Source organism: Streptomyces sp. NBC_01775 (genome assembly GCF_035917675.1).
Taxonomy (GTDB): Bacteria; Actinomycetota; Actinomycetes; order Streptomycetales; family Streptomycetaceae; genus Streptomyces.
On record NZ_CP109104.1, the window covers coordinates 3,602,992 to 3,621,982 of the forward strand.

The 18,991-nt window shown below is 72.1% G+C and carries 19 protein-coding genes; 11 read left to right on the top strand and 8 right to left on the bottom strand.

The window, feature by feature from the left end; translation table 11 throughout:
- The first annotated feature begins 77 nt into the window (after nucleotides 1–77).
- Entirely contained in the window at nucleotides 78–959 is an 882-nt protein-coding gene (locus OHB04_RS16015) for a LysR family transcriptional regulator (protein ID WP_326807680.1), read from the top strand.
- Between the two features lie 176 nt (nucleotides 960–1,135).
- Here the strand turns inward: OHB04_RS16015 and OHB04_RS16020 are convergent, their stop codons facing one another.
- Together OHB04_RS16020 and OHB04_RS16025 are read right to left on the bottom strand one after the other, a co-directional pair.
- On the bottom strand, nucleotides 1,136–1,384 hold the full coding sequence (locus OHB04_RS16020) for a hypothetical protein (RefSeq protein WP_326807681.1): 249 nt from the start codon (nucleotides 1,382–1,384) through the stop codon (nucleotides 1,136–1,138).
- A 57-nt stretch (nucleotides 1,385–1,441) separates the two neighbouring features.
- On the bottom strand, nucleotides 1,442–2,203 hold the full coding sequence (locus OHB04_RS16025; RefSeq protein ID WP_326807682.1) for a winged helix-turn-helix transcriptional regulator: 762 nt from the start codon (nucleotides 2,201–2,203) through the stop codon (nucleotides 1,442–1,444).
- 92 nt (nucleotides 2,204–2,295) lie between these two features.
- Here OHB04_RS16025 and OHB04_RS16030 point away from each other — a divergent pair, with 92 nt between their 5' ends.
- Nucleotides 2,296–3,507 carry a pyridoxal phosphate-dependent aminotransferase gene (locus OHB04_RS16030; protein WP_326688368.1) on the top strand — a complete coding sequence of 404 codons (1,212 nt, stop codon included), beginning with the start codon at nucleotides 2,296–2,298 and terminating at the stop codon, nucleotides 3,505–3,507.
- A gap of 125 nt (nucleotides 3,508–3,632) precedes the next feature.
- Here the strand turns inward: OHB04_RS16030 and OHB04_RS16035 are convergent, their stop codons facing one another.
- Nucleotides 3,633–5,867, bottom strand: coding sequence for an FtsX-like permease family protein (locus OHB04_RS16035; protein ID WP_326688369.1), 2,235 nt, complete (start codon nucleotides 5,865–5,867; stop codon nucleotides 3,633–3,635).
- Nucleotides 5,868–6,032: 165 nt separating this feature from the next.
- Between OHB04_RS16035 and OHB04_RS16040 the strand changes: the two genes are divergently transcribed.
- Both OHB04_RS16040 and OHB04_RS16045 read left to right on the top strand, forming a co-directional pair.
- Nucleotides 6,033–7,292, top strand: a complete 1,260-nt coding sequence (locus OHB04_RS16040; RefSeq protein WP_326688370.1) for a sensor histidine kinase — start codon at nucleotides 6,033–6,035, stop codon at nucleotides 7,290–7,292.
- 4 nt (nucleotides 7,293–7,296) lie between these two features.
- Complete coding sequence (locus OHB04_RS16045) at nucleotides 7,297–7,944, top strand: response regulator transcription factor (protein WP_326688371.1); 648 nt, start codon at nucleotides 7,297–7,299, stop codon at nucleotides 7,942–7,944.
- Nucleotides 7,945–8,056: 112 nt separating this feature from the next.
- Here the strand turns inward: OHB04_RS16045 and OHB04_RS16050 are convergent, their stop codons facing one another.
- Together OHB04_RS16050 and OHB04_RS16055 are read right to left on the bottom strand one after the other, a co-directional pair.
- Complete coding sequence (locus OHB04_RS16050; protein WP_326688372.1) at nucleotides 8,057–8,674, bottom strand: MBL fold metallo-hydrolase; 618 nt, start codon at nucleotides 8,672–8,674, stop codon at nucleotides 8,057–8,059.
- A complete protein-coding gene (locus OHB04_RS16055) occupies nucleotides 8,674–9,762 on the bottom strand; it encodes an S-(hydroxymethyl)mycothiol dehydrogenase (protein WP_326688373.1) in 1,089 nt (362 codons plus the stop codon). The genes OHB04_RS16050 and OHB04_RS16055 overlap by 1 nt, the downstream gene beginning before the upstream one ends.
- A gap of 183 nt (nucleotides 9,763–9,945) precedes the next feature.
- Here OHB04_RS16055 and OHB04_RS16060 point away from each other — a divergent pair, with 183 nt between their 5' ends.
- Entirely contained in the window at nucleotides 9,946–10,638 is a 693-nt protein-coding gene (locus tag OHB04_RS16060) for a uridine kinase family protein (RefSeq protein WP_442814858.1), read from the top strand.
- Between the two features lie 260 nt (nucleotides 10,639–10,898).
- On the opposite strand, the gene OHB04_RS16065 is transcribed toward OHB04_RS16060, so the two are convergent.
- Nucleotides 10,899–11,771 carry a SigE family RNA polymerase sigma factor gene (locus OHB04_RS16065; protein ID WP_326688374.1) on the bottom strand — a complete coding sequence of 291 codons (873 nt, stop codon included), beginning with the start codon at nucleotides 11,769–11,771 and terminating at the stop codon, nucleotides 10,899–10,901.
- A gap of 201 nt (nucleotides 11,772–11,972) precedes the next feature.
- Between OHB04_RS16065 and OHB04_RS16070 the strand changes: the two genes are divergently transcribed.
- The 5 genes from OHB04_RS16070 (at nucleotide 11,973) to OHB04_RS16090 (ending at nucleotide 16,125) form a co-directional block, all read left to right on the top strand.
- Nucleotides 11,973–12,650 (top strand): response regulator transcription factor, encoded by a 678-nt coding sequence (locus OHB04_RS16070; protein WP_326688375.1) that lies wholly within the window; start codon nucleotides 11,973–11,975, stop codon nucleotides 12,648–12,650.
- Between the two features lie 124 nt (nucleotides 12,651–12,774).
- Nucleotides 12,775–14,385: a HAMP domain-containing sensor histidine kinase gene (locus tag OHB04_RS16075; RefSeq protein ID WP_326692764.1), complete on the top strand. Its 1,611-nt coding sequence runs from the start codon at nucleotides 12,775–12,777 to the stop codon at nucleotides 14,383–14,385.
- Nucleotides 14,382–15,089 (top strand): hypothetical protein, encoded by a 708-nt coding sequence (locus OHB04_RS16080; RefSeq protein ID WP_326807683.1) that lies wholly within the window; start codon nucleotides 14,382–14,384, stop codon nucleotides 15,087–15,089. The genes OHB04_RS16075 and OHB04_RS16080 overlap by 4 nt, the downstream gene beginning before the upstream one ends.
- Nucleotides 15,090–15,204: 115 nt before the next feature.
- Nucleotides 15,205–15,825 (top strand): VanZ family protein, encoded by a 621-nt coding sequence (locus OHB04_RS16085; protein WP_326807684.1) that lies wholly within the window; start codon nucleotides 15,205–15,207, stop codon nucleotides 15,823–15,825.
- Between the two features lie 102 nt (nucleotides 15,826–15,927).
- Nucleotides 15,928–16,125 carry a PspC domain-containing protein gene (locus tag OHB04_RS16090; RefSeq protein WP_326688378.1) on the top strand — a complete coding sequence of 66 codons (198 nt, stop codon included), beginning with the start codon at nucleotides 15,928–15,930 and terminating at the stop codon, nucleotides 16,123–16,125.
- 141 nt (nucleotides 16,126–16,266) lie between these two features.
- Here OHB04_RS16090 and OHB04_RS16095 read toward each other — a convergent pair whose 3' ends face one another.
- Together OHB04_RS16095 and OHB04_RS16100 are read right to left on the bottom strand one after the other, a co-directional pair.
- Entirely contained in the window at nucleotides 16,267–16,620 is a 354-nt protein-coding gene (locus OHB04_RS16095) for a hypothetical protein (protein ID WP_326688379.1), read from the bottom strand.
- A gap of 178 nt (nucleotides 16,621–16,798) precedes the next feature.
- A complete protein-coding gene (locus OHB04_RS16100) occupies nucleotides 16,799–17,929 on the bottom strand; it encodes an adenosine deaminase (protein WP_326688380.1) in 1,131 nt (376 codons plus the stop codon).
- Between the two features lie 188 nt (nucleotides 17,930–18,117).
- On the opposite strand from OHB04_RS16100, the gene OHB04_RS16105 reads away from it, so the two are divergent.
- Complete coding sequence (locus tag OHB04_RS16105; RefSeq protein WP_326688381.1) at nucleotides 18,118–18,987, top strand: alpha/beta hydrolase; 870 nt, start codon at nucleotides 18,118–18,120, stop codon at nucleotides 18,985–18,987.
- Nucleotides 18,988–18,991 lie beyond the last annotated feature (4 nt).

An 18,991-nucleotide genomic window follows, 5' to 3' on the forward strand; every position in this document is an offset into this window, starting at 1 on the left:
AGGTGGACACAAGCTAAGGCCGGATTAAGATATCTGTCACGCTGAAGTTTTCGGTATCAAATATCGAGGGGGCCGATATGTTCGTGATGGAAGAGGTCGAGACCTTCCTGGCGATAGCCCGCTCGGGCAGCCTCGCGCAGGCGGCGCGGGTGGTGCACGTCTCCCAGTCGACGGTCAGTTACCGATTGGACAGTCTGGAGAAACGCCTTGGTCAGTCTCTATTCCTGCGGGCGCGGGGCTCGAAGAGCACGACCCTGACGACGGCCGGGCGGCACTACCGCGACCTCGCGGAACAGTGGGAGCGGCTCGTCGGCGAGGCCGCCCGCATTCGCGAGGTGCGGCACTCGGCGCTCGCCCTGGGCGGCTCCGACGCCATCAGCATTTACCTGTTCGACGCGTTGGTGGGCGAGTTGGTGGCACGGCTCCCGCAACTGCGACTCACTGTGGAGACGGGGCGGAGCGGGGAATTGTGCGACCGAGTGGTCTCGGGCCATCTCGACGTTGCATTTGTCTTCTACGAGCCCGTCCACACCGACCTTCGGGTGCGTACCCTCGCGCGATATCCGATGGTCGCGGCCTTCAACTCCCCGCCGTCTGAAAGGAAAGCCGCCGGGACTGACGACGATGTCACCTCTCTCTCCGCGCTCGGCGGAGGGAATGAGGTCTATCTCCCCTGGGGGCCCGATTACGATATGTGGCGGAAACAGAACATGTTGCGGGATCCCGCCCACATTGTCACCACGGCGCACTGTCTGCCGCCCGTCATGCGGACCGCGAATTCCTGGACCGTCGTCCCCGCCTTCATGGCCGACCAGTTGAGGCTGAAGACGGGATGCCACGTCGCCCCGTTGCTGGACGGCCCGCCGGAGCGAACCGTCTACTGCGTGGAGCGAAAACAGCGAAAGGCCGCGAACACGGCTGCGCTCTACGCCCTCGACGGCCTGTTCGGCGGAGGCTAGCGCTCCAGCCGCGTACGTTCACGAGTCCGCCGCGGGCCCGGCGGGAGCGGCGGGAGCGGTCGGCGGTCGGCGGTCGGCGGTCGGCGGTCGGCGGCTCACGGCCCACGGCCCGCCTTGGTCAGCGGCCCACGGCCCGCCTCGGCCCACGGCCCGCCTCGGTCAGCGGTCCGCGCCGGTCAGCGGTCCGCGTCGGACACCGGCCCCGCCTTGGTGACGGCTCCGGTCCACCAGTTGGGGTGGTAGGTGAGCTGCCAGGAGACCTCCAGCTCTCGATGGGTCAGCTCTTCGGCTCTGAGGTGGAGAGCGGTCTGGGCGGTCTCCGGACTGGCGGAAGGGCCGGGGTGATCGAGAGCGCCGTCGGCGACGCCGCCCGGCGCTTCGAAGAACACGGTGAACCGCCAGCGCTCGGGGGTGCGGTACAGCACGAGCCCTTTCGGAGTTCCGAACGTATGCCAGTGCGGTGTCAACGGATCCCGTCCCGGTCAACGTACGCGGTCACCGCGATGCGGCTCCCGCAGCCGGTCGGCGAGCGGGCCCTCGCCGGTGATGCGTATGGCGCCGGCGCTGATCTCCTCGGCGAGCGTTCCGGTCCCCTCCGCGAGCCGGGTGCAGGCGGCCGAGTCGAGCGCCAACTCGGCGTCGGCCCGGCGCGGCGCGCGCCCCTCCCCGTAAACCGGACCCGAGACAGGACCCGGGACAGGACCCAACGCCGGACCCGATGCCGAGCCCGGAGCCGGATCGGATCCGGGGGCCTTCTCGCCGTCCCCGAGGTGCAGATGGAAGCCGCCCTCGGGGAGTACGACATCCACGACGGCGCCCTCGGCCGCCTCCGGGCCTGCCGCGCGGCGCAGCGCGTCCCGCAGCGGCACCGCCCACCAGTGCGCGCGTACTGCGTCCGTGGCGCGCGGCTTGCCCAGCGCGAGGCCGCCCCACGCGGCCAGCGCGCTCAGTACGGGCAGCAGCGCGCTGCCTCGCGGCGTCAGTTCGTAGACGTAGGCGGAGGCGGGCCTGGGCTGACGGCGGCGCTCGGCCAGGCCCTCGCTCTCCAGCAGCCTGAGCCGGGAGGCGAGTACGTCGGTGCTGACGCCGGGCAGGTCGGCGTGCAGGTCGGTGTAGCGGCGCGGCCCGGCGAGCAGTTCGCGGACGATGAGCAGCGCCCAGCGGTCTCCTACGGAGTCGAGGGCGCGGGCGATGGCACAGAACTGGTCGTAGCTGCGGCGGGTTCGGCTCGCGTGGCTCGGCATGGGCGCCAGTGTAGACAAAGAGTTGGACTTTCCAAGTTGCCACTTGGTAGAACCAAGTACGCACGCAGGGGTCATCAGGAGGGTGGGAGAGCATGGAGTTCCGGCAGTCGAGCAAGCTCAGCGAGGTCTGCTACGAGATCCGGGGGCCGGTGATCGAACAGGCGGACGCGCTGGAGGAGGCCGGACACAGCGTCCTGCGGCTCAACACCGGCAATCCCGCGCTCTTCGGCTTCGACGCGCCGGAGGAGATCCTCCAGGACATGATCCGCATGCTCCCCCAGGCGCACGGATACACCGAGTCGCGCGGCATCCTCCCCGCGCGCCGCGCCGTCGCCCAGCACTACCAGCAGCGCGGCTTCCCCGAGGCCGACGTGGATGACGTCTACCTCGGCAACGGCGTCTCCGAGCTGGTCTCCATGGCTGTCCAGGCCCTGGTCGAGGACGGCGACGAAATCCTCATCCCGGCGCCCGACTTCCCCCTGTGGACGGCCGTGACGACGATGGCCGGCGGCAAGGCCGTCCACTACGTGTGCGACGAGCAGGCCGACTGGCTCCCCGACCTGGACGACATGGCCGCGAAGATCACGTCCCGCACCAAGGCCGTCGTCATCATCAGCCCCAACAACCCCACAGGCGCGGTGTATCCGCCCGAGCTCCTGGAAGGCATCCTCGACCTCGCCCGCCGTAACGGCCTGATGGTCTTCTCCGACGAGATCTACGACAAGATCCTCTACGACGGCGCCGAGCACCACCACGTCGGCGCCCTCGCGCCCGACCTCGTGGTCCTCACCTTCAGCGGCCTGTCCAAGGCGTACCGCGTCGCCGGGTTCCGCTCGGGCTGGCTGCTGGTCTCCGGCCCCCAGCAGCACGCCAGGAACTACCTGGAGGGCCTGGGCATGCTCGCCTCCATGCGGCTGTGCCCCAACGCCCCGGCCCAGTACGCCATCCAGGCCGCGCTGGGCGGGCGCCAGTCGATCGAGGACCTCGTACTGCCCGGCGGGCGGCTGCACGAACAGCGCGACAAGGCGTGGGAGAAGCTGAACGAGATCCCGGGCGTCTCCTGCGTCAAGCCGAAGGGCGCCCTCTACGCCTTCCCCCGCCTCGACCCCGCCGTCCACAAGATCCACGACGACGAGCGCTTCGTCCTCGACCTGCTCCTTCGGGAGAAGATCCAGGTCGTCCAGGGCACGGGCTTCAACTGGCCAGCGTCGGACCACTTCCGCATCCTCACCCTCCCGCACGCGGACGACCTGGACGCCGCCATCTCCCGCATCGGCCGCTTCCTGGACGGCTACAAGCAGTAGCCGGGCGGGCGCACGTTGGCTGGGCGCACGGTGTCCGGGCGCACGGTGTCCGGGCGCACGGTGTCCGGGCGCGCCCGGCCTTCGTTTGCGGGATGCGGCAACAGGGAAGACCCGCGCGCCGGAATTCACGCACCGTCCGTCCCCACCGCGCGCAGGACCGGTATGCGGGACGCCTGGCGGGCGGGGAGGGCTGCCGCGAGGACGCCGAGGAGGGCTGCGGCGCCCAGGAAGAGGGCCAGGCGGGTCCAGGGGAAGGTCAGCGTCGCGCTGTCCTGGCCGAGGACGGCGACAGCGCCCAGGGCCGCACCCGAGGTGACGCCGAGCGTGGCGCCCAGGAGGGAGATCAGGACGGCTTCGAGCCGGACGACTGCCGCGGTGGCCCGCCGGTCGAGGCCGACGGCGCGCAACAGGCCGATCTCTCGGACGCGTTCGCGCACGGACATGGCCATGGTGTTCACCACGCCGAGCGCGCCGATGAGCACGCTCGTGGACAGCAGCGCGTAGGCCAGGTTCAAGAACGGCTCGTAGGGGCGGGCGGCCTCGGCGGCGAGCTCCGCGCGGTCCCGCACGACGAGCGCGGGGTTGTCCAGCTCCCGGGTGATCCGCTTGTCCAACGCCTGAATCCGGCCGGGGTCGGCGTCCACGAGGACCGCCAGCGGCGGGCCCGCCTCCGTCTTCGAGATGCGCGGGCCGGGGACGGTGCGAACGGTTGCCACGTCCGGCAGCCGCCCGATACGGCGCGCGGTGCCGTCGCCCATCTCGGCGAAGTCGACGGCGCTGACGCGCAGATCGGAGGTCGCCTCGCGGGCGGCGTCCCGTTCGGCCATGTGACTGAGCGAGGTGACGCCGACCGTGGCGGCGCTGATCAGCATGAGCCCGGTCATCAGCGCGGACGCCGTGGCCGCCGTACGCCGGGGGTTGCGCCGGGCGTTCTCCACCGCGAGCGTGCCCCGCACCCCCGCGAGCCGCCGCAGCGGCGCGCGCAGCAGCCCGGCGAGTACGACGGCGCACCACGGCGCGAGGAGCATCAGCCCCACCAGCAGCACGGCGCCCGCGCCCGTCACGATGCCCAGGTCCCCGCTGCCGGCGGCGCTCACCGCGCCCAGGGCCCCGGTCAGGGTGACGCCGAACCCGGCGACGGTGCGCCACCGCAGCGAGGCGGGCGCCGACGGCTCGCCCGTCCGCATCGCCGCCATGGGAGAGACCCGCGCCGCGCGGCGTGCCGGGAGCCAGGCCGCGAGCGCGGTGACCCCGACACCGACGGCGAGCGCGGCACCGGCGGCGGTGGGCGAGAAGAGGTGCAGCGGGGCGCCCCCCGCCTGTCCCGAGCCCGCCGCGAGTACCGGGAACAGCGTCTTCAGGACCGCGCCGAGCCCGACCCCCAGCCCGTATCCGACGACGGAGGCCACCGTGCCCACCAGCAGCGCCTGGATGAGCACCATCCGCTGCACGTACCTGCGCGTCGCGCCGACCACCCGCAGCAGCGCGTGCTCGCGGGCGCAGGCCGCAGCGAGCATCGTGAAGGTGTTGGCGACCAGGAAGGCGGACACCAGCAGCACGACGGAGGCGAAGCTGACGAGGAGGCTGGTCATCTTGTCCTCGTCACCGCTTCCGGTATCCAGCGCCTGGTCCCGCGTGAGGGCCTCCAGCCCCGACGGCAGCACCTTGGCCGCGCGCGCCGCCACCTGATCGTCGGAGACGCCGGGAGCGGCGGTGAGCGCGAGCTGGGTGTAGCCGCGCCCCTCACCCAGTTCGCGCAGCGCGGTGGACGGGTCGAAGGCGGTGAGGGTGCCGCCCGCCGCCACCCTGCTGTCGTGGGCTGTGAACATCCCGACGAGGCGGACGTGCCGGGTCTCGCCGCGTACGACCACACGGATCCGGTCCCCCGTCCCGTATCCGGCGCGCTCGGCCGTACGCCGGTCGAGCGCGACCTCGCCCCCGGCTTGGGGCCCGCGCCCGGAGGTGAGGGGGTAGCGAGTGTCGCTGCCGTCGTCGCCCGCCTGGTAGTTGACGCCCGCGCTGTCCGCGAGGGACCCGACGAGGCTCCCGTCACGCCCCACCACGAACGCGCGCCCCTCCACGACGCCCCGCACCCGCGAGACACCGGGCAGCCGCTGGAGCCGCTCGCGCAGCCCGGGGCCCAGCTCCGGGGGCTCCTCCGTGCTGGAACTGGGGGCGGCGGCCACCACGGCCGAGACGTCCGGCTGGGACTTCTCCCCCGCCTGCGCCGAGGCCGCCCGCGCGGACTCCCCGTACAGCAGCGCGCCGGTGACGAAGGCGACGCCCAGGACGACGGCGAAGCCCGACAGGGCGAAACGTAGAGCGTGTGCACGCAGCGAGCGCAGGGCGGTGCGGAGCATGGGGAGCCTTCGACAGAGGGGAAACGAACCGGACACCCCCATGCTCGGCCGCCGCGAGGGCCCGCCGGATCAGCCGTAAGGGCCAGGTGAACGCCCGATCGCGACCGCCCGGGTGGGCCGAAAGGTGGAGGTCGGGGCCGCGGGGCCGCCCGTAGCGTGGAGGGCATGATCCAGGGATTCTCACGGCGTCCGATCTGGCAGCTGGCGCTGATGTCGCTCCCGGCGGCCCTCCTCCTGACGCTGCTCGTAGCCGAAGGGCTGGCCACCGGATACGCGCCCACGGCAGCGGCGACGATCGTCAGCGGCGGGCTGTGTGTGGCCGCGCTGGTGGTGCCCGCCGGGTGGTTCTCGCGGACCGCCGCGCTCGCGCTGGTCTGGTCGCTGGCTCTCACCGTGGTCACCACGCAGCTCGTACAGCGGCCCGAGGTCACCTTCGGGGTGGGCGAGATGGCGGCGCTGCTGCTGCTCACGGCCCGCGCCATACGCATCGGACGGCGCCTGTTGACCACCGTCGCGCTGGCGCTGGGGAGCGGCCTGGCGACCGCGGTGGAGCCGCTGCGGCTACAAGAGCTGGAGTACCACAATGTCGGCAATTACCTCGAACCCGTGCTCGCCCTCGGCTTCGTCCTGGCGACGGTCCTCGGCCTCTACCTGCGGCTGCTGGACACCTACCGGTCCCGCGAACGCGCGGCCGACCTCCAGGCGCACCGCCTCGAACACGCCCGCGAACTGCACGACTTCGTCGCCCACCACGTCACGGCGATGATCGCCCAGACCAAGGCCGTCCGCTACGCCTCGGCGCAGGGCCGGGCCCCGGACCCCGGCGACTTGGACGTGCTGCTCGCCGGCATCGAACAGGCGGGCTCCCAGGCGATGGAGTCGATGCGCGGCATGGTCTCCGTGCTGCGCAGCGACGCCTCTGGCAATGGCGTGGCCCGCCCCGGCACCGACCTGGGCGCCCTCCGCGAACTCACCGAGGCCGCCACCAGCACCGGCGCCCCCGCGACCCTCACCCTGGACCCGGCCCTGGCCGAGCTGCCGCTCACTCCCGAGATCGCCACGGCCGTGCACCGGGTGGTGCGCGAGGCCCTCACCAACGCCCGCAAGCACGGGAGCGGCGTCGAGGCCATCACCGTCGACGTCCGGCTGAGCGCGCAGGACCGGGGCCGCCTGTGTGTCGTCGTCACCGACGACGGCCATCCCGCGAAGCCGGGACGCGGCGCGCCCGTCGGGGGCAGCGGCGGCTTCGGTCTCATCGGGCTCACCGAGCGCGTGCACGCCCTCGGCGGCACCCTCACCACGGGCCCCCGCGAGCGGGACCCGGCAATGCGCGGCTGGCAGGTGGCGGCCGAACTGCCGCTGCCCACCTCCGTCACGGCGCGCACGGGCCGCAGGGAGCCCGCCGGAGACGGACTGGAAGGATGACGGCATGACCATCAGGGTGCTCCTCGCCGACGACCAGGAGATGGTCCGTGCGGCCTTCCGCATGATCCTCGGCTCCCAGCCGGACATCGAGATCGTCGCCGAGGCCGCCGACGGCCTCACCGCCGTCGAGCGGGCGCGCGAGCTGCGCCCCGACGTGTGCCTGCTCGACATCCGCATGCCGGGCATCGACGGCCTGGAGGCCACCCGCCAGCTGGCGGGCCCCGAGGCGGACGAGCCCCTGAACGTCCTGATCGCCACGACCTTCGACCTCGACGAGTACGTCTACCGCGCCCTGCGCGACGGCGCGTGCGGCTTCCTCCTCAAGGACGGCTCCCCCGCGCTCCTCACCGAAGCGGTACGCGCGGTGGCTTCGGGCGGCTCCCTGATCTCACCGTCCATCACCGTCCGTCTCCTGCGCCACATGTCGGCCCCGACAACGCAGCCGGAACGCTCCCCGACCGAGCCCCTGACCTCCCGCGAGCTCGACGTCGTCCGCCTCGTGGCCCGTGGCCGCACCAACGAGGAGGTCGCCGCCGAGCTCCACGTCACCCTCTCCACCGTCAAGACCCACCTGGCCAACGCCCAACGCAAGCTGGGCGCACGCAACCGCGTGGAAATCGCGGCGTGGGCCTGGGAATCCGGAACGGTGTAGCTCCGCACGGAGGGGCTGTTTACAGCCCCTCCGGCACTTGAGGAGCGGGGGTGTGGGTGGGGGTCCCCCAGGGAGGAGCCCCCACAAGAACGGGAAGGGGCGAGCAGGGGCCTCAGACGTTCGGGACCTCGGCCCTCACCGTCGTGGAGTCCCCATGCCCGGTCCGCACCACGGTGTCCGCGGGAAGGGTCAGCAACCGCTCCTTGATGGAAGCCACGATCGTGGGGTGGTCCGAGAAGGACCGCCCCGTGGCTCCGGGGCCGCCCTGGAAGAGCGTGTCCCCGGTGAACACCGTGCCCAGCGCGGGCGCGTACAGGCACACGGCGCCGGGCGCGTGCCCAGGTGTGTGCAGCACCCTCAGCTCCGTCCCGGCGACGGACACGACGTCCCCGTCCGCCAGTTTCCCGTCCGGACCCCGGTCCGGGTGGGTCATCTTCCACAGCGGCAGATCGTCGGCGTGCAGCAGGATCGGCGCTCCCGTGAGCTCCGCCAGCGCGGGCGCCGCGTCGATGTGGTCGTTGTGCGCGTGCGTGCACACGATCGCGCGCAGCGCCCGGTCCCCCACCACCGCCGCGATGGCGTCGGCGTCGTGTGCGGCGTCGATGACGATCACCTCGGAGTCGTCACCGACGATCCACACGTTGTTGTCGACGTCCCACGTGCCGCCGTCGAGGCTGAAGGTGCCGGAGGTGACGAGGTGGTCGATGCGCGCTCCGGGTTCGGCGGCCATCAGAAGACCACCACCGAACGCAGCACGTCGCCGCCGTGCATCCGCTCGAACGCCTTCTCGACCTCGTCCAGCGCGATCGTCTCGGTGACGAACGCGCCGAGGTCCAGCCTGCCTTGCTGGTGCAGGTCCACCAGCATCGGGAAGTCCCGTGAGGGCAGACAGTCGCCGTACCAGGAGGACTTGAGCGAGCCGCCGCGCCCGAAGACGTCGAGCAGCGGAAGTTCGAGCCGCATCTCCGGGGTGGGCACCCCGACCAGGACGACCGTCCCCGCCAGGTCCCTGGCGTAGAAGGCCTGCTTGTACGTCTCGGGCCTGCCCACCGCCTCGATGACGACGTCCGCGCCGAAGCCGCCGGTCAGCTCGCGGATCGCCTCGACGGGGTCGGCGGTGGCGGAGTTGACGCTGTGGGTGGCGCCCATCTTCTCGGCGGTGACGAGCTTCCGGTCGTCGATGTCCACCGCGATGATCTTCGCGGCGCCCGCGAGCCGCGCACCCGCGATGGCCGCGTCCCCGACGCCGCCGCAGCCGATGACGGCGACGGTGTCGCCCCGGCCGACCTGGCCCGTGTTGATCGCGGCGCCGATACCGGCCATGACACCACAGCCCAGCAGTCCGGCCACGGCGGGCGAGACGGACGGGTCGACCTTGGTGCACTGCCCGGCGGCGACGAGCGTCTTCTCGACGAAGGCGCCGATACCCAGGGCAGGTTCGAGCTCCTGGCCCGTGGAGGCGAGCGACATCTTCTGCTCGGCGTTGTGCGTCTCGAAGCAGTACCAGGGCCGCCCGCGCACGCAGGCCCGGCACTGGCCGCAGACCGCACGCCAGTTGAGGATCACGAAGTCACCGGGCGCGACGTCGGTGACCCCCTCACCGACGGCCTCGACGACGCCGGCCGCCTCGTGGCCGAGGAGGAAGGGATAGTCGTCACTGATCCCGCCCTGCTTGTAGTGCAGGTCGGTGTGGCACACCCCGCACGCCTGCACCTGCACCACGGCCTCACCGGGGCCGGGGTCGGGGATGACGATGGTCTCCACCCGCACGGGTTCGTTCTTGCCAGGTGCGATGACACCGCGTACTTCCTGCGCCATGCGTGGGGGCCTCCCTGTCTTTCACGGGTGCTGTCGTGCGCCATTCTCGCTGCCCAAGGGCATATTCGGGAGGGGCGGAGCCGAGCGCGAAGCCACGACTTTTCCCCCTCCCGGCACCCCGCTCCCACCACCTCCCGCACACGTCTTCGAACACCCGGGGGCCATGACCGACAATGGGCTCTCGTGACCGACTCCAGCGACCTCTCGTCCGGCGCGCCCCACGGAACCTCCGGCGCGTCCAAGGGAACCTCCGGCGCGTCCCAGGGAACCTCCGGCGCCCGCGTGATCCTGCTCACCGGCCCCTCCGGATCCGGCAAGACCCGCCTCGCGGCCCGCACGGACCTGCCCGTGCTACGGCTCGACGACTTCTACAAGGAGGGCGACGACCCCACGCTCCCCCTGGTCGGGAGCGCCGTCGACTGGGACTCGCCCCGCTCCTGGGACGGCGAGGCGGCGGTGCGCGCGATAACCGGCCTGTGCCGCGAGGGCCGCACGACGGCGCCGCTCTACGACATCTCCGCGAGCGCCCGCGTGGGCCACGAGCACATCCGCCTGGACGGCGCCCCGCTCTTCATCGCGGAGGGCATCTTCGCCGCCGACATCACCGCGCGCTGCGCGGCACTCGGCCTGCTGGCCGACGCGATCTGCCTGCGCGGCAACCCCCTGACGACCTTCCGCCGCCGCCTTCTGCGCGACATCCGCGAGGCCCGCAAGCCCCTCCCGACCCTCCTGCGCCGAGGCTGGCGCCTGATGCGGGCCGAGTCGACCATCGTCACCCGTCACCAGTCCCTGGGCGCCACCCCCTGCACCCGCGACGAGGCCCTGGGCCGCGTAACCCGCCTGCGACAGGGCTCAGGCCAGCGGTTGCTCGCCTGACGCCGGGCACATCAGCCGCCGCTCGGCCACAAGGCGCTCGGGCACGAAACGCGGCCACAAGGCGAGGCGCTCGGGCACAAAAAATGAGAGCGGCCCAGCTAGACCCCCCGGCCAGCTGGAACCGCTCTCGTCCCCGTTTTCCCTGTTTCCCCTTTTTTCTCTTTTCCCCGTTTCCCCCGGGAAGATCCCTGTGTCCCCATGGATCCCCTTGAGGGCTTTCCCCCGTCCCCGGCTCGCGCCGGGGCGTTCTTGGTGGCCGCTCAGGCGACCAGTTCGTCGAAGGACTCGTCCTGGTCGCGGCCGAAGCTGAGGACCTCGTCGTCGCGCAGGCGGCGCAGCGAGCGCCAGATGCTGCTCTTCACCGTGCCGACGCTGATGTCCAGTATTTCCGCGATCTCCGGGTCCGTGCGGCCCTCGTAGTAGCGCAGCACCAGCATCGTGCGCTGGAGTTCGGGCAGCCGGGCGAGGGCCTGCCACAGCACGGTACGCAGTTCGGTGCCGCGCATCGCGTCCTGCTCGCCCACCGTCTCCGGCAGTTCCTCCGTCGGGTACTCGTTGAGCTTCCGGCGGCGCCACGCGCTGATGTGCAGGTTCGTCATGGTGCGGCGCAGGTAGCCGCCGACGGCGGCCTTGTCGCTGATCCTGTCCCAGGCCCGGTACGTGGAGAAGAGCGCGCTCTGGAGCAGGTCTTCGGCCTCGAACCGGTCACCGGTCAGGTGGTAGGCGGTGGCGTACAGGGAGGCGCGGCGCTCTCGCACGTAGGCGGTGAACGCCGCTTCGGCGTCCCCCTCCGAAGTGCCGTCGTGCCGCTCCCCTGTGACCTCCCTGTACTCGCCGTTCCCCCGCTGTTCCCCCCGGGAGTCCCCCTCGCTCCCGTTCTCCCCCGTCTTCCCCCCGAAGGCCTCCCCCCGAAGGCCCTCGACCGCGCTCCCGATAACGGGACGCGGACGCATACGCCCGGTGCCACGAGCACACCCCCGGCCGCCTCCGAGCTCCCGGCTCCGCTCGAAGAGGGAGGTGCCGCCTTCGGCACCGGGCCTCTCGGCAGGCCGGTTCTGGGAAGCGGGAACCGAAGGGACGTGCAGGCGCGTGTGAATAACTGCGCTGGTTGTGGTGCTGTGCAGTGTGTTCATCTCGCGCCCCCTCGGAGCCAGCCCGGTCGCTTGCTTGTGTCGTAAACCCTGCCGGTCCGATTTCATGGCGAGGTCCCCCGTCTGTCACAGCGGTGTCACAAGGGGCGGGGCGACACAGGATGCCCAGCCCAGAGGGGGTGTCGGTACCCGACGGAGACCGCCGGTCGAAGTAAGGGGCTTCCATGGGCCAGAATGGCGCGTGTGTCTTTCCTGTTGCTGATCGAGGACGATGACGCTGTCCGTACCGCCCTGGAGATGGGTCTGACCCGTCAGGGCCACCGCGTGGTGACCGCCGCGACCGGCGAGGACGGCCTCAAGCTGCTGCGCGAACAACGCCCCGACCTGATCGTTCTGGACGTCATGCTGCCGGGGATCGACGGCTTCGAGGTGTGCCGGCGCATCCGCCGCACCGACCAGCTGCCGATCATCCTGCTGACGGCGCGCAGCGACGACATCGACGTCGTGGTGGGCCTGGAGTCCGGCGCCGACGACTACGTCGTCAAGCCGGTGCAGGGCCGCGTGCTCGACGCCCGTATCCGCGCGGTGATGCGGCGCGGCGAGCGTGAGTCCAACGACGCGGCCACGTTCGGCTCGCTGGTGATCGACCGCTCCGCGATGACGGTCACCAAGAACGGCGAGGATCTGCAACTGACCCCCACCGAGCTGCGCCTGCTGCTGGAGCTGAGCAGGCGGCCGGGACAGGCGCTGTCCCGGCAGCAGTTGCTGCGGCTGGTGTGGGAGCACGACTACCTCGGGGACTCCCGGCTGGTGGACGCGTGTGTGCAGCGGCTGCGCGCCAAGGTCGAGGACATCCCCTCCTCCCCCACCCTGATCCGCACCGTGCGCGGCGTCGGCTACCGGCTGGACGCGCCACAGTGACCGCGGAAGCGGTGACCGACGAAGCCATGACCGCGAGAGCGCCCGGAAGCGGCCTGGCGGACGGGATCCGGGAGTGACACAGTCCCCCTCTCTCGGGGAGCGCGTACGCGCACGCCTCGCCGGGATGCTGCCGACACTGCGGCTGCGACTGGTCGTCGTCTTCGCCCTGGTGGCGCTCACCGCCGCCGTCTCCGCCTCCGGCATCGCCTACTGGCTCAACCGCGACGCCGTGCTCACCCGCGCGCAGAACGCCGCGCTCAACGACTTCCGCAAGGCCATGGAGGACAACGCGGGCAACCTCCCGCGCAAGGTGGAGTGCCAGCAGCTGCGCGAGGCGGCGGGCAAGATGGCCCGCAGCTCGCAGAACTACCAGGTGCTGCTCATCGGCAAGACCCCCGACGACGGGCCCTGCGCCGCGGCCTCCAACGAGGACGACTTCACCCTCAGCGACGTCCCGGGCCGGCTGCGCACCGCCGTGGGGAAGAAGCGGGCCGTCGACAAGGCGAATTCGTACCCGTACCACCTGTACTGGCAGCGCGTCACGATCAACGGCGACCCCTATCTCGTCGGCGGCGCCAAGGTCATAGGCGAGGGCCCGACGCCCAGCGGGTACATGCTCAAGTCGCTGGCGCCCGAGCGGGACGACCTCAACTCGCTGGCCTGGTCGCTGGGGATCGCCACCGCGCTGGCGCTGATCGGCGCGATGCTGCTGGCCCAGGCAGCCGCGACCACCGTGCTGCGCCCCGTACGGCGCCTGGGCGAGGCCGCCCGCAGGCTGGGCGAGGGGAAGCTGGATACCCGGCTGCGGGTCTCGGGCACCGACGAACTGGCCGAGCTGTCACGGACGTTCAACGGCGCCGCCGAGTCGCTGGAGCACCGGGTGGCCGAGCTGAGCGCGCGCGAGGCGTCCAGCAGGCGCTTCGTCGCCGACATGTCGCACGAGCTGCGCACGCCGATGACGGCGATCTCCGCGGTGACGGAGGTCCTGGAGGAGGAGCAGGACAACCTCGACCCGATGATCGCGCCCGCCGTGCAGCTGGTCGTCAGCGAGACGCGGCGGCTGAACGACCTGGTGGAGAACCTGATGGAGGTGACCCGCTTCGACGCGGGCACCGCCAAGCTCGTGCTGGACGACGTGGACGTCGCCGACCAGGTGACCGCCTGCATCGACGCGCGGGCCTGGCTGGACGCGGTCGAGCTGGACGCGGACCGGGGCATCATGGCCCGCCTGGACCCGCGGCGCCTCGACGTCATCCTCGCGAACCTGATCGGCAACGCGCTCAAGCACGGCGGCTCGCCCGTGCGCGTCTCGGTCCGCACCGAGAAGCCGGCCGGCGGGGACGGCGGGGACGACCTGGTCATCGAGGTCGCCGACCAGGGGCCCGGCATCCCCGAGGACGTCCTGCCGCACGTCTTCGACCGCTTCTACAAGGCCAGCGCCTCCCGGCCGCGCTCCGAGGGCAGCGGCCTGGGCCTGTCGATCGCGATGGAGAACGCCCACATCCACGGCGGCGAGATCACCGCGCGCAACGCGACGGGCCCCGAGGGCGGCGCGGTCTTCACCCTGCGACTGCCCCGGGACTCGCGCCGGGTCGCCGAGGAGCGCGAGAACGGCGACGAGCCCGCCGGGCCCCGCGGCGAGCACGACTTCCCGCACGACGAGGACCAGCACGACGAGCACCAGCACGGGAACGGCGGCGAGAACATGGGCCGGGACAGCGGAGGCGGCCGATGAGCCGTCCGACGGCGGGGACGGCGCGCGGGCGCCGCGCCCCACTGGCCCTCGCGTGCGCGGCGCTGGGCCTGGTCAGCGTCTCCCTCCTCAGCGGCTGCGGCATCCGCGCCACCTCCGTACCCGTCGACGCGGGCGCGGCACCCTCGCAGGTGGGCTGTGTGCTGCCGGACGGGCGTGAGAGCCCGGAGGCCGGCGACGGTGTCTCGGTCGTCCGCGTCTACCTCGTGTGCGGCTCGCGCGTGGCGCCGGTGGAGCGGGAGGTGCGGATGCCGGGCGGGCGCTCCTCGGCCGAGCGGCTGCCGGTCGCCCGCAAGCTGCTGGAGGAGCTGAAGCACCAGCCGCACGCCATGGAGGAATCGGCGGGCTTCGAGACGGCCGTCCCCGAAGGTCTGACGATCAGCGCGGCCGGGCGCGACGACCCGGACGAGGCGCTGCGGCTGAGCACGCCCCTGGATGAGCTGCCGTCCTTCGCGCTGGCCCAGATCGTGTGCACGTTCGCGGACACCGCGGCGGCCGACGCCGACAACGGGGTCGTCATCGGCGGTCCCGGCGAGGACGGGGACCAGGGCGGGGAGGACGGCGACGGCGGCAAGGGCGACGGGAAAGATCCCGGGGGCTCCTCCGTGCCGCTCCAGCGCTTCGAGTGCGGCACCGCGCTGCGCAACAGCCCGGAGGCCGCCGAATCGGCTGGAACACGTGTGTGACACAGCCCTTACCCGCTGAGGACACCGCCCCGGAACCAGGGCGGAAGGCGGGTGCGTCTTCAGTGACGTGCAGCGCCTTGGCTACGGCGGCCCGACGGCCGCCCCCCGAATCCGCGTGGCGGGACTCGTCCTGCTGGCCGCGCACCTGTGCCTCGTCGGATGGCTGACGCTGCGCCCTCTGTCCGTGCCCTGGGTCGCGCCGTCCAACCTGCATCCGCTGGCGACGATCCGCACCGACCTGGCGAGCGGGCCGCGTACCGCCTTGGAGGGGATAGGCGGCGGACTGCTGCTGCTGGCGCCCTTCGGGGTGCTGCTGCCGCTGGCGACGGGGCGATTGCACCGTCCGCTGCCCGGCACCGTGGCGCGCACGGTCTTCGCGGGGACGATGGTGTCGGCCGCGATCACGCTGGTGCAGACGGGCGTGCCGGGGCAGGTCGTCAATGTGGACTCGGTGCTGCTGAACACCGCCGGCGTGACGCTCTCCGCCGGGCTGGTCTTCCCGCTGCTGCGCCGCTGGCTGCGCGAGCGGGACGGGGGCGTCGGGGGGTACGGCGGCTTCCGGGAGCTGCGCGGCCCGCACCGCGCCGTATCGTCGGGGACCCCGGGCTCCGACGGTGCTCCGGGCTCGTCGGGGGCCTCTGAGGCGGCGCGAGCCCACAGGACGCGGGCCCGCCTGCGGGATGAGGGCGCTCAGGGTCCTACCCCGAGAGCGACCAGGGTCGGAATGGCACCTTAGCTCGACGCATATGGGCACAGGTCGGACTTACTGTCGAAGGCAGAAGGGCACAACCGGACGCGAACGACCGATGCCGACCGACGCCGCGAAGGAGTCGCTGCCATGACCGCACTTGTCCGCCCCCGAGAAGGCCGCATGATCGGCGGTGTGTGCGCCGGTCTGGCCCACCGCTTCGGCACCACGCCCACCACGATGCGCGTGATCTTCCTGGCCTCGTGCCTGCTGCCCGGGCCGCAGTTCCTGCTCTACCTGGCGCTGTGGATCCTGCTGCCGGATGAGGACCGCAAGACCGCGTGGTGACCGAGACCGGGACATACAGCGGCGGGCGCCCCCCTTCGAGGGGAGCGCCCGCCGTCGTGTACCTGGAGGTCCGGGAGGGCCCTGGGGTTCCTGGAGGTCCTGGGGGTCCTGGGGGTCCTGGGGGTCCTGGAGGGCTGGGGCTCAGCCGCCCAGCGGCAGACCCTTGGTGACCGGGAGGCCGCCGATCATGCCGCCGCCGGGGGCCTTGTTCTTCTCCTTGGCGGCGGCGGTCAGCGACTCGTTCAGCGACGTCGGGGAGCCGGTCAGGGCGCCGGAGACGGCCTTGTGGGTGGAGGCCAGCGTCTGGGAGGTGCCACCGGGCAGGCCCTGGGTGGCCTCACCCACCGGGAGCTTCGCGACGGTGCCGGTGGCGGTCTCGGTGACCGGACCCACCAGCGCGTCGACGGGGGCCGCGGAGGCGGCACCGGCGCCGGCGACAACGGCGACGGCGCTGATCGCGGCGGCGCCCAGGGTCTTCTTGGCTACCTGCTTCATGTCTGGCTACGTCCTCGTGATGGGGGCTTGAGCGGCCCGGCGAACGTAGCCAGGAAGCCGGAGCAGTGGCAAACACGCCGCCGCGGCCGGGAGTCGGCACTTCGCCACTGCTTCCCGGCCGCGTTCACCCACTCTTACGGCGGCACGCGCTCAGGGCCGAGCCGCTGGTCACCGGGGGTCAGAGCGCGGAATTCCCGAACAGCCATTCGGATTTCAGCGCGGCGTATCCGGGCTTGATGACCTCGTTGATCATGGCGAGACGTTCATCGAAAGGAATGAACGCGGACTTCATCGCATTGACCGTGAACCACTGCATGTCATCGAGCGTGTAGTGGAACGTCCGCACAAGCTGTTCGAACTCGTAGCTCATGCTGGTGCCGCTCATGAGGCGGTTGTCGGTGTTGACCGTCGCCCGGAAGTGCAGCCTGCGCAGCAGCCCGATGGGGTGCTCGGCGTAGGAGGGGGCCGCGCCCGTCTGGAGGTTGGAGGAGGGGCACAGCTCCAGCGGGATGCGCTTGTCGCGCACGTAGGCGGCCAGGCGGCCCAGCTTGACCGAGCCGTCGTCGGCGACCTGGATGTCGTCGATGATGCGCACCCCGTGGCCGAGCCGGTCGGCGCCGCACCACTGGAGGGCCTGCCAGATGGAGGGCAGCCCGAACGCCTCCCCCGCGTGGATGGTGAAGTGGTTGTTCTCCCGCTTGAGGTACTCGAACGCGTCCAGGTGACGGGTGGGCGGGTGGCCCGCCTCGGCACCGGCGATGTCGAAGCCGACGACGCCCAGGTCGCGGTAGCGGTTGGCCAGTTCGGCGATCTCCAGCGCGCGGGCCGCGTGCCGCATGGCGGTCAGCAGCGCGCCGACGCGGATGCGCCGTCCGGCGGCGCGGGCGCGGCGCTCGCCCTCGCGGAAGCCCTCGTCGACGGCCTCGACGACCTCCTCCAGGCTGAGGCCGCCGCGCAGGTGCTGCTCGGGGGCGTAGCGGACCTCGGCGTAGACGACGCCGTCGGCGGCCAGGTCCTCGGCGCACTCGGCGGCGACGCGGACGAGGGCCTCGCGGGTCTGCATCACGCCGACTGTGTGCGTGAAGGTCTCCAGATAGCGCTCCAGCGAACCTGAGTCCGCCGACTCGCGGAACCAGGTCTCCAGACGCTCGGCCCCGGTCTCGGGCAGGCCCTCGTACCCGGTCTCCCGGGCCAGTTCGACGATGGTGGCGGGGCGGAGGCCGCCGTCGAGATGATCGTGGAGCAGCACCTTGGGCGAACGGCTGATCTGCTCCTGGCTGGGGACGGTGCTCAGAGAATCGCTTACCATCACGGCACTCTAGCTCCTACGCGCGTAGATCGCATGTGTTTCCCCAACTCCCGCCGGTATGCACCCACTTGGGAGCGCCCGCGTGGCGCCCCCTGCGGCGGGGCTTCGATACGGAACGGCGGGGCTTCGATACGGAATGGTGATCGCACAGCCGTGCCCTCGCGCGCGGGCCGTGCCATCGTTCTGCCATGGCTCAGCGAGCGTTGCCCGAGAGGGAAGCACGACTGGGGCGGCCGAGGGGGGCCGTGGACACGGCGCCGCACGCGGTCGTCCTGGTGCTGCCCGGCGGCGGGTCCGCCGGCGGAGTACGGGGCGGCTCCGCGCTGTCCGCCGTCGCTGCCGTGGGACTGGCACGCCGGCTGGCCCGCGTGGCACGTGGGGCGGACGGCACCGGCGGGAGCGGGGGCCGCAGCGGCAGGAGCGCGGGCCGCTCCGGCAGCGGCACCGCGCGCCGCGCGGGAGACGTGCACGGACCGGCCGGAGCGCCGGGGCCCGCCGTGCCGGCCCTGGTCACCCATGTCGTCCACTACCGCCACCAGGGCCGGCACGGCGCGGCGGCGCAGCACGCGCGCGACGCGGAGTGGGCGGCGGACGAAGTGGTGCGCCGCTACGGCGATGTGCCCGTCGCGCTGGTCGGCACCGACGTCGGCGGGCGGGCCGCGCTGCGCGCCGCCGGGCACCCGGCGATCGCCGCCGTGCTGGCGCTGGGGCCGCTGCTGGACGGGGACGAGGAGGAGCCCGTACGGCAGTTGCTGGGGCGTCATGTGCTGCTCGTCCACGGCACGGACGACGCCCGGGCCGACCCGGAGCTGTCGTTACGCTTCGCGGAGCGGGCGAAGAAGGTGAACGCGGACGTGTGCCGCTTCGAGGTGCACACGGACGGGCACGGGCTGCGCCAGCACGCCGCCGAAGTCGGCGCGCTGGCCCAGGACTTCGTACTCGGCACGCTGTGCGGTCACGACTTCAGCCGTCCGGTGGCCGACGCGCTGGCCGCTCCCCCGCCGCTGGGCCTGCGGATGCCGCTGGCCACCGGTTTCGGCAGGACGCTGGATCGCTGAGGGA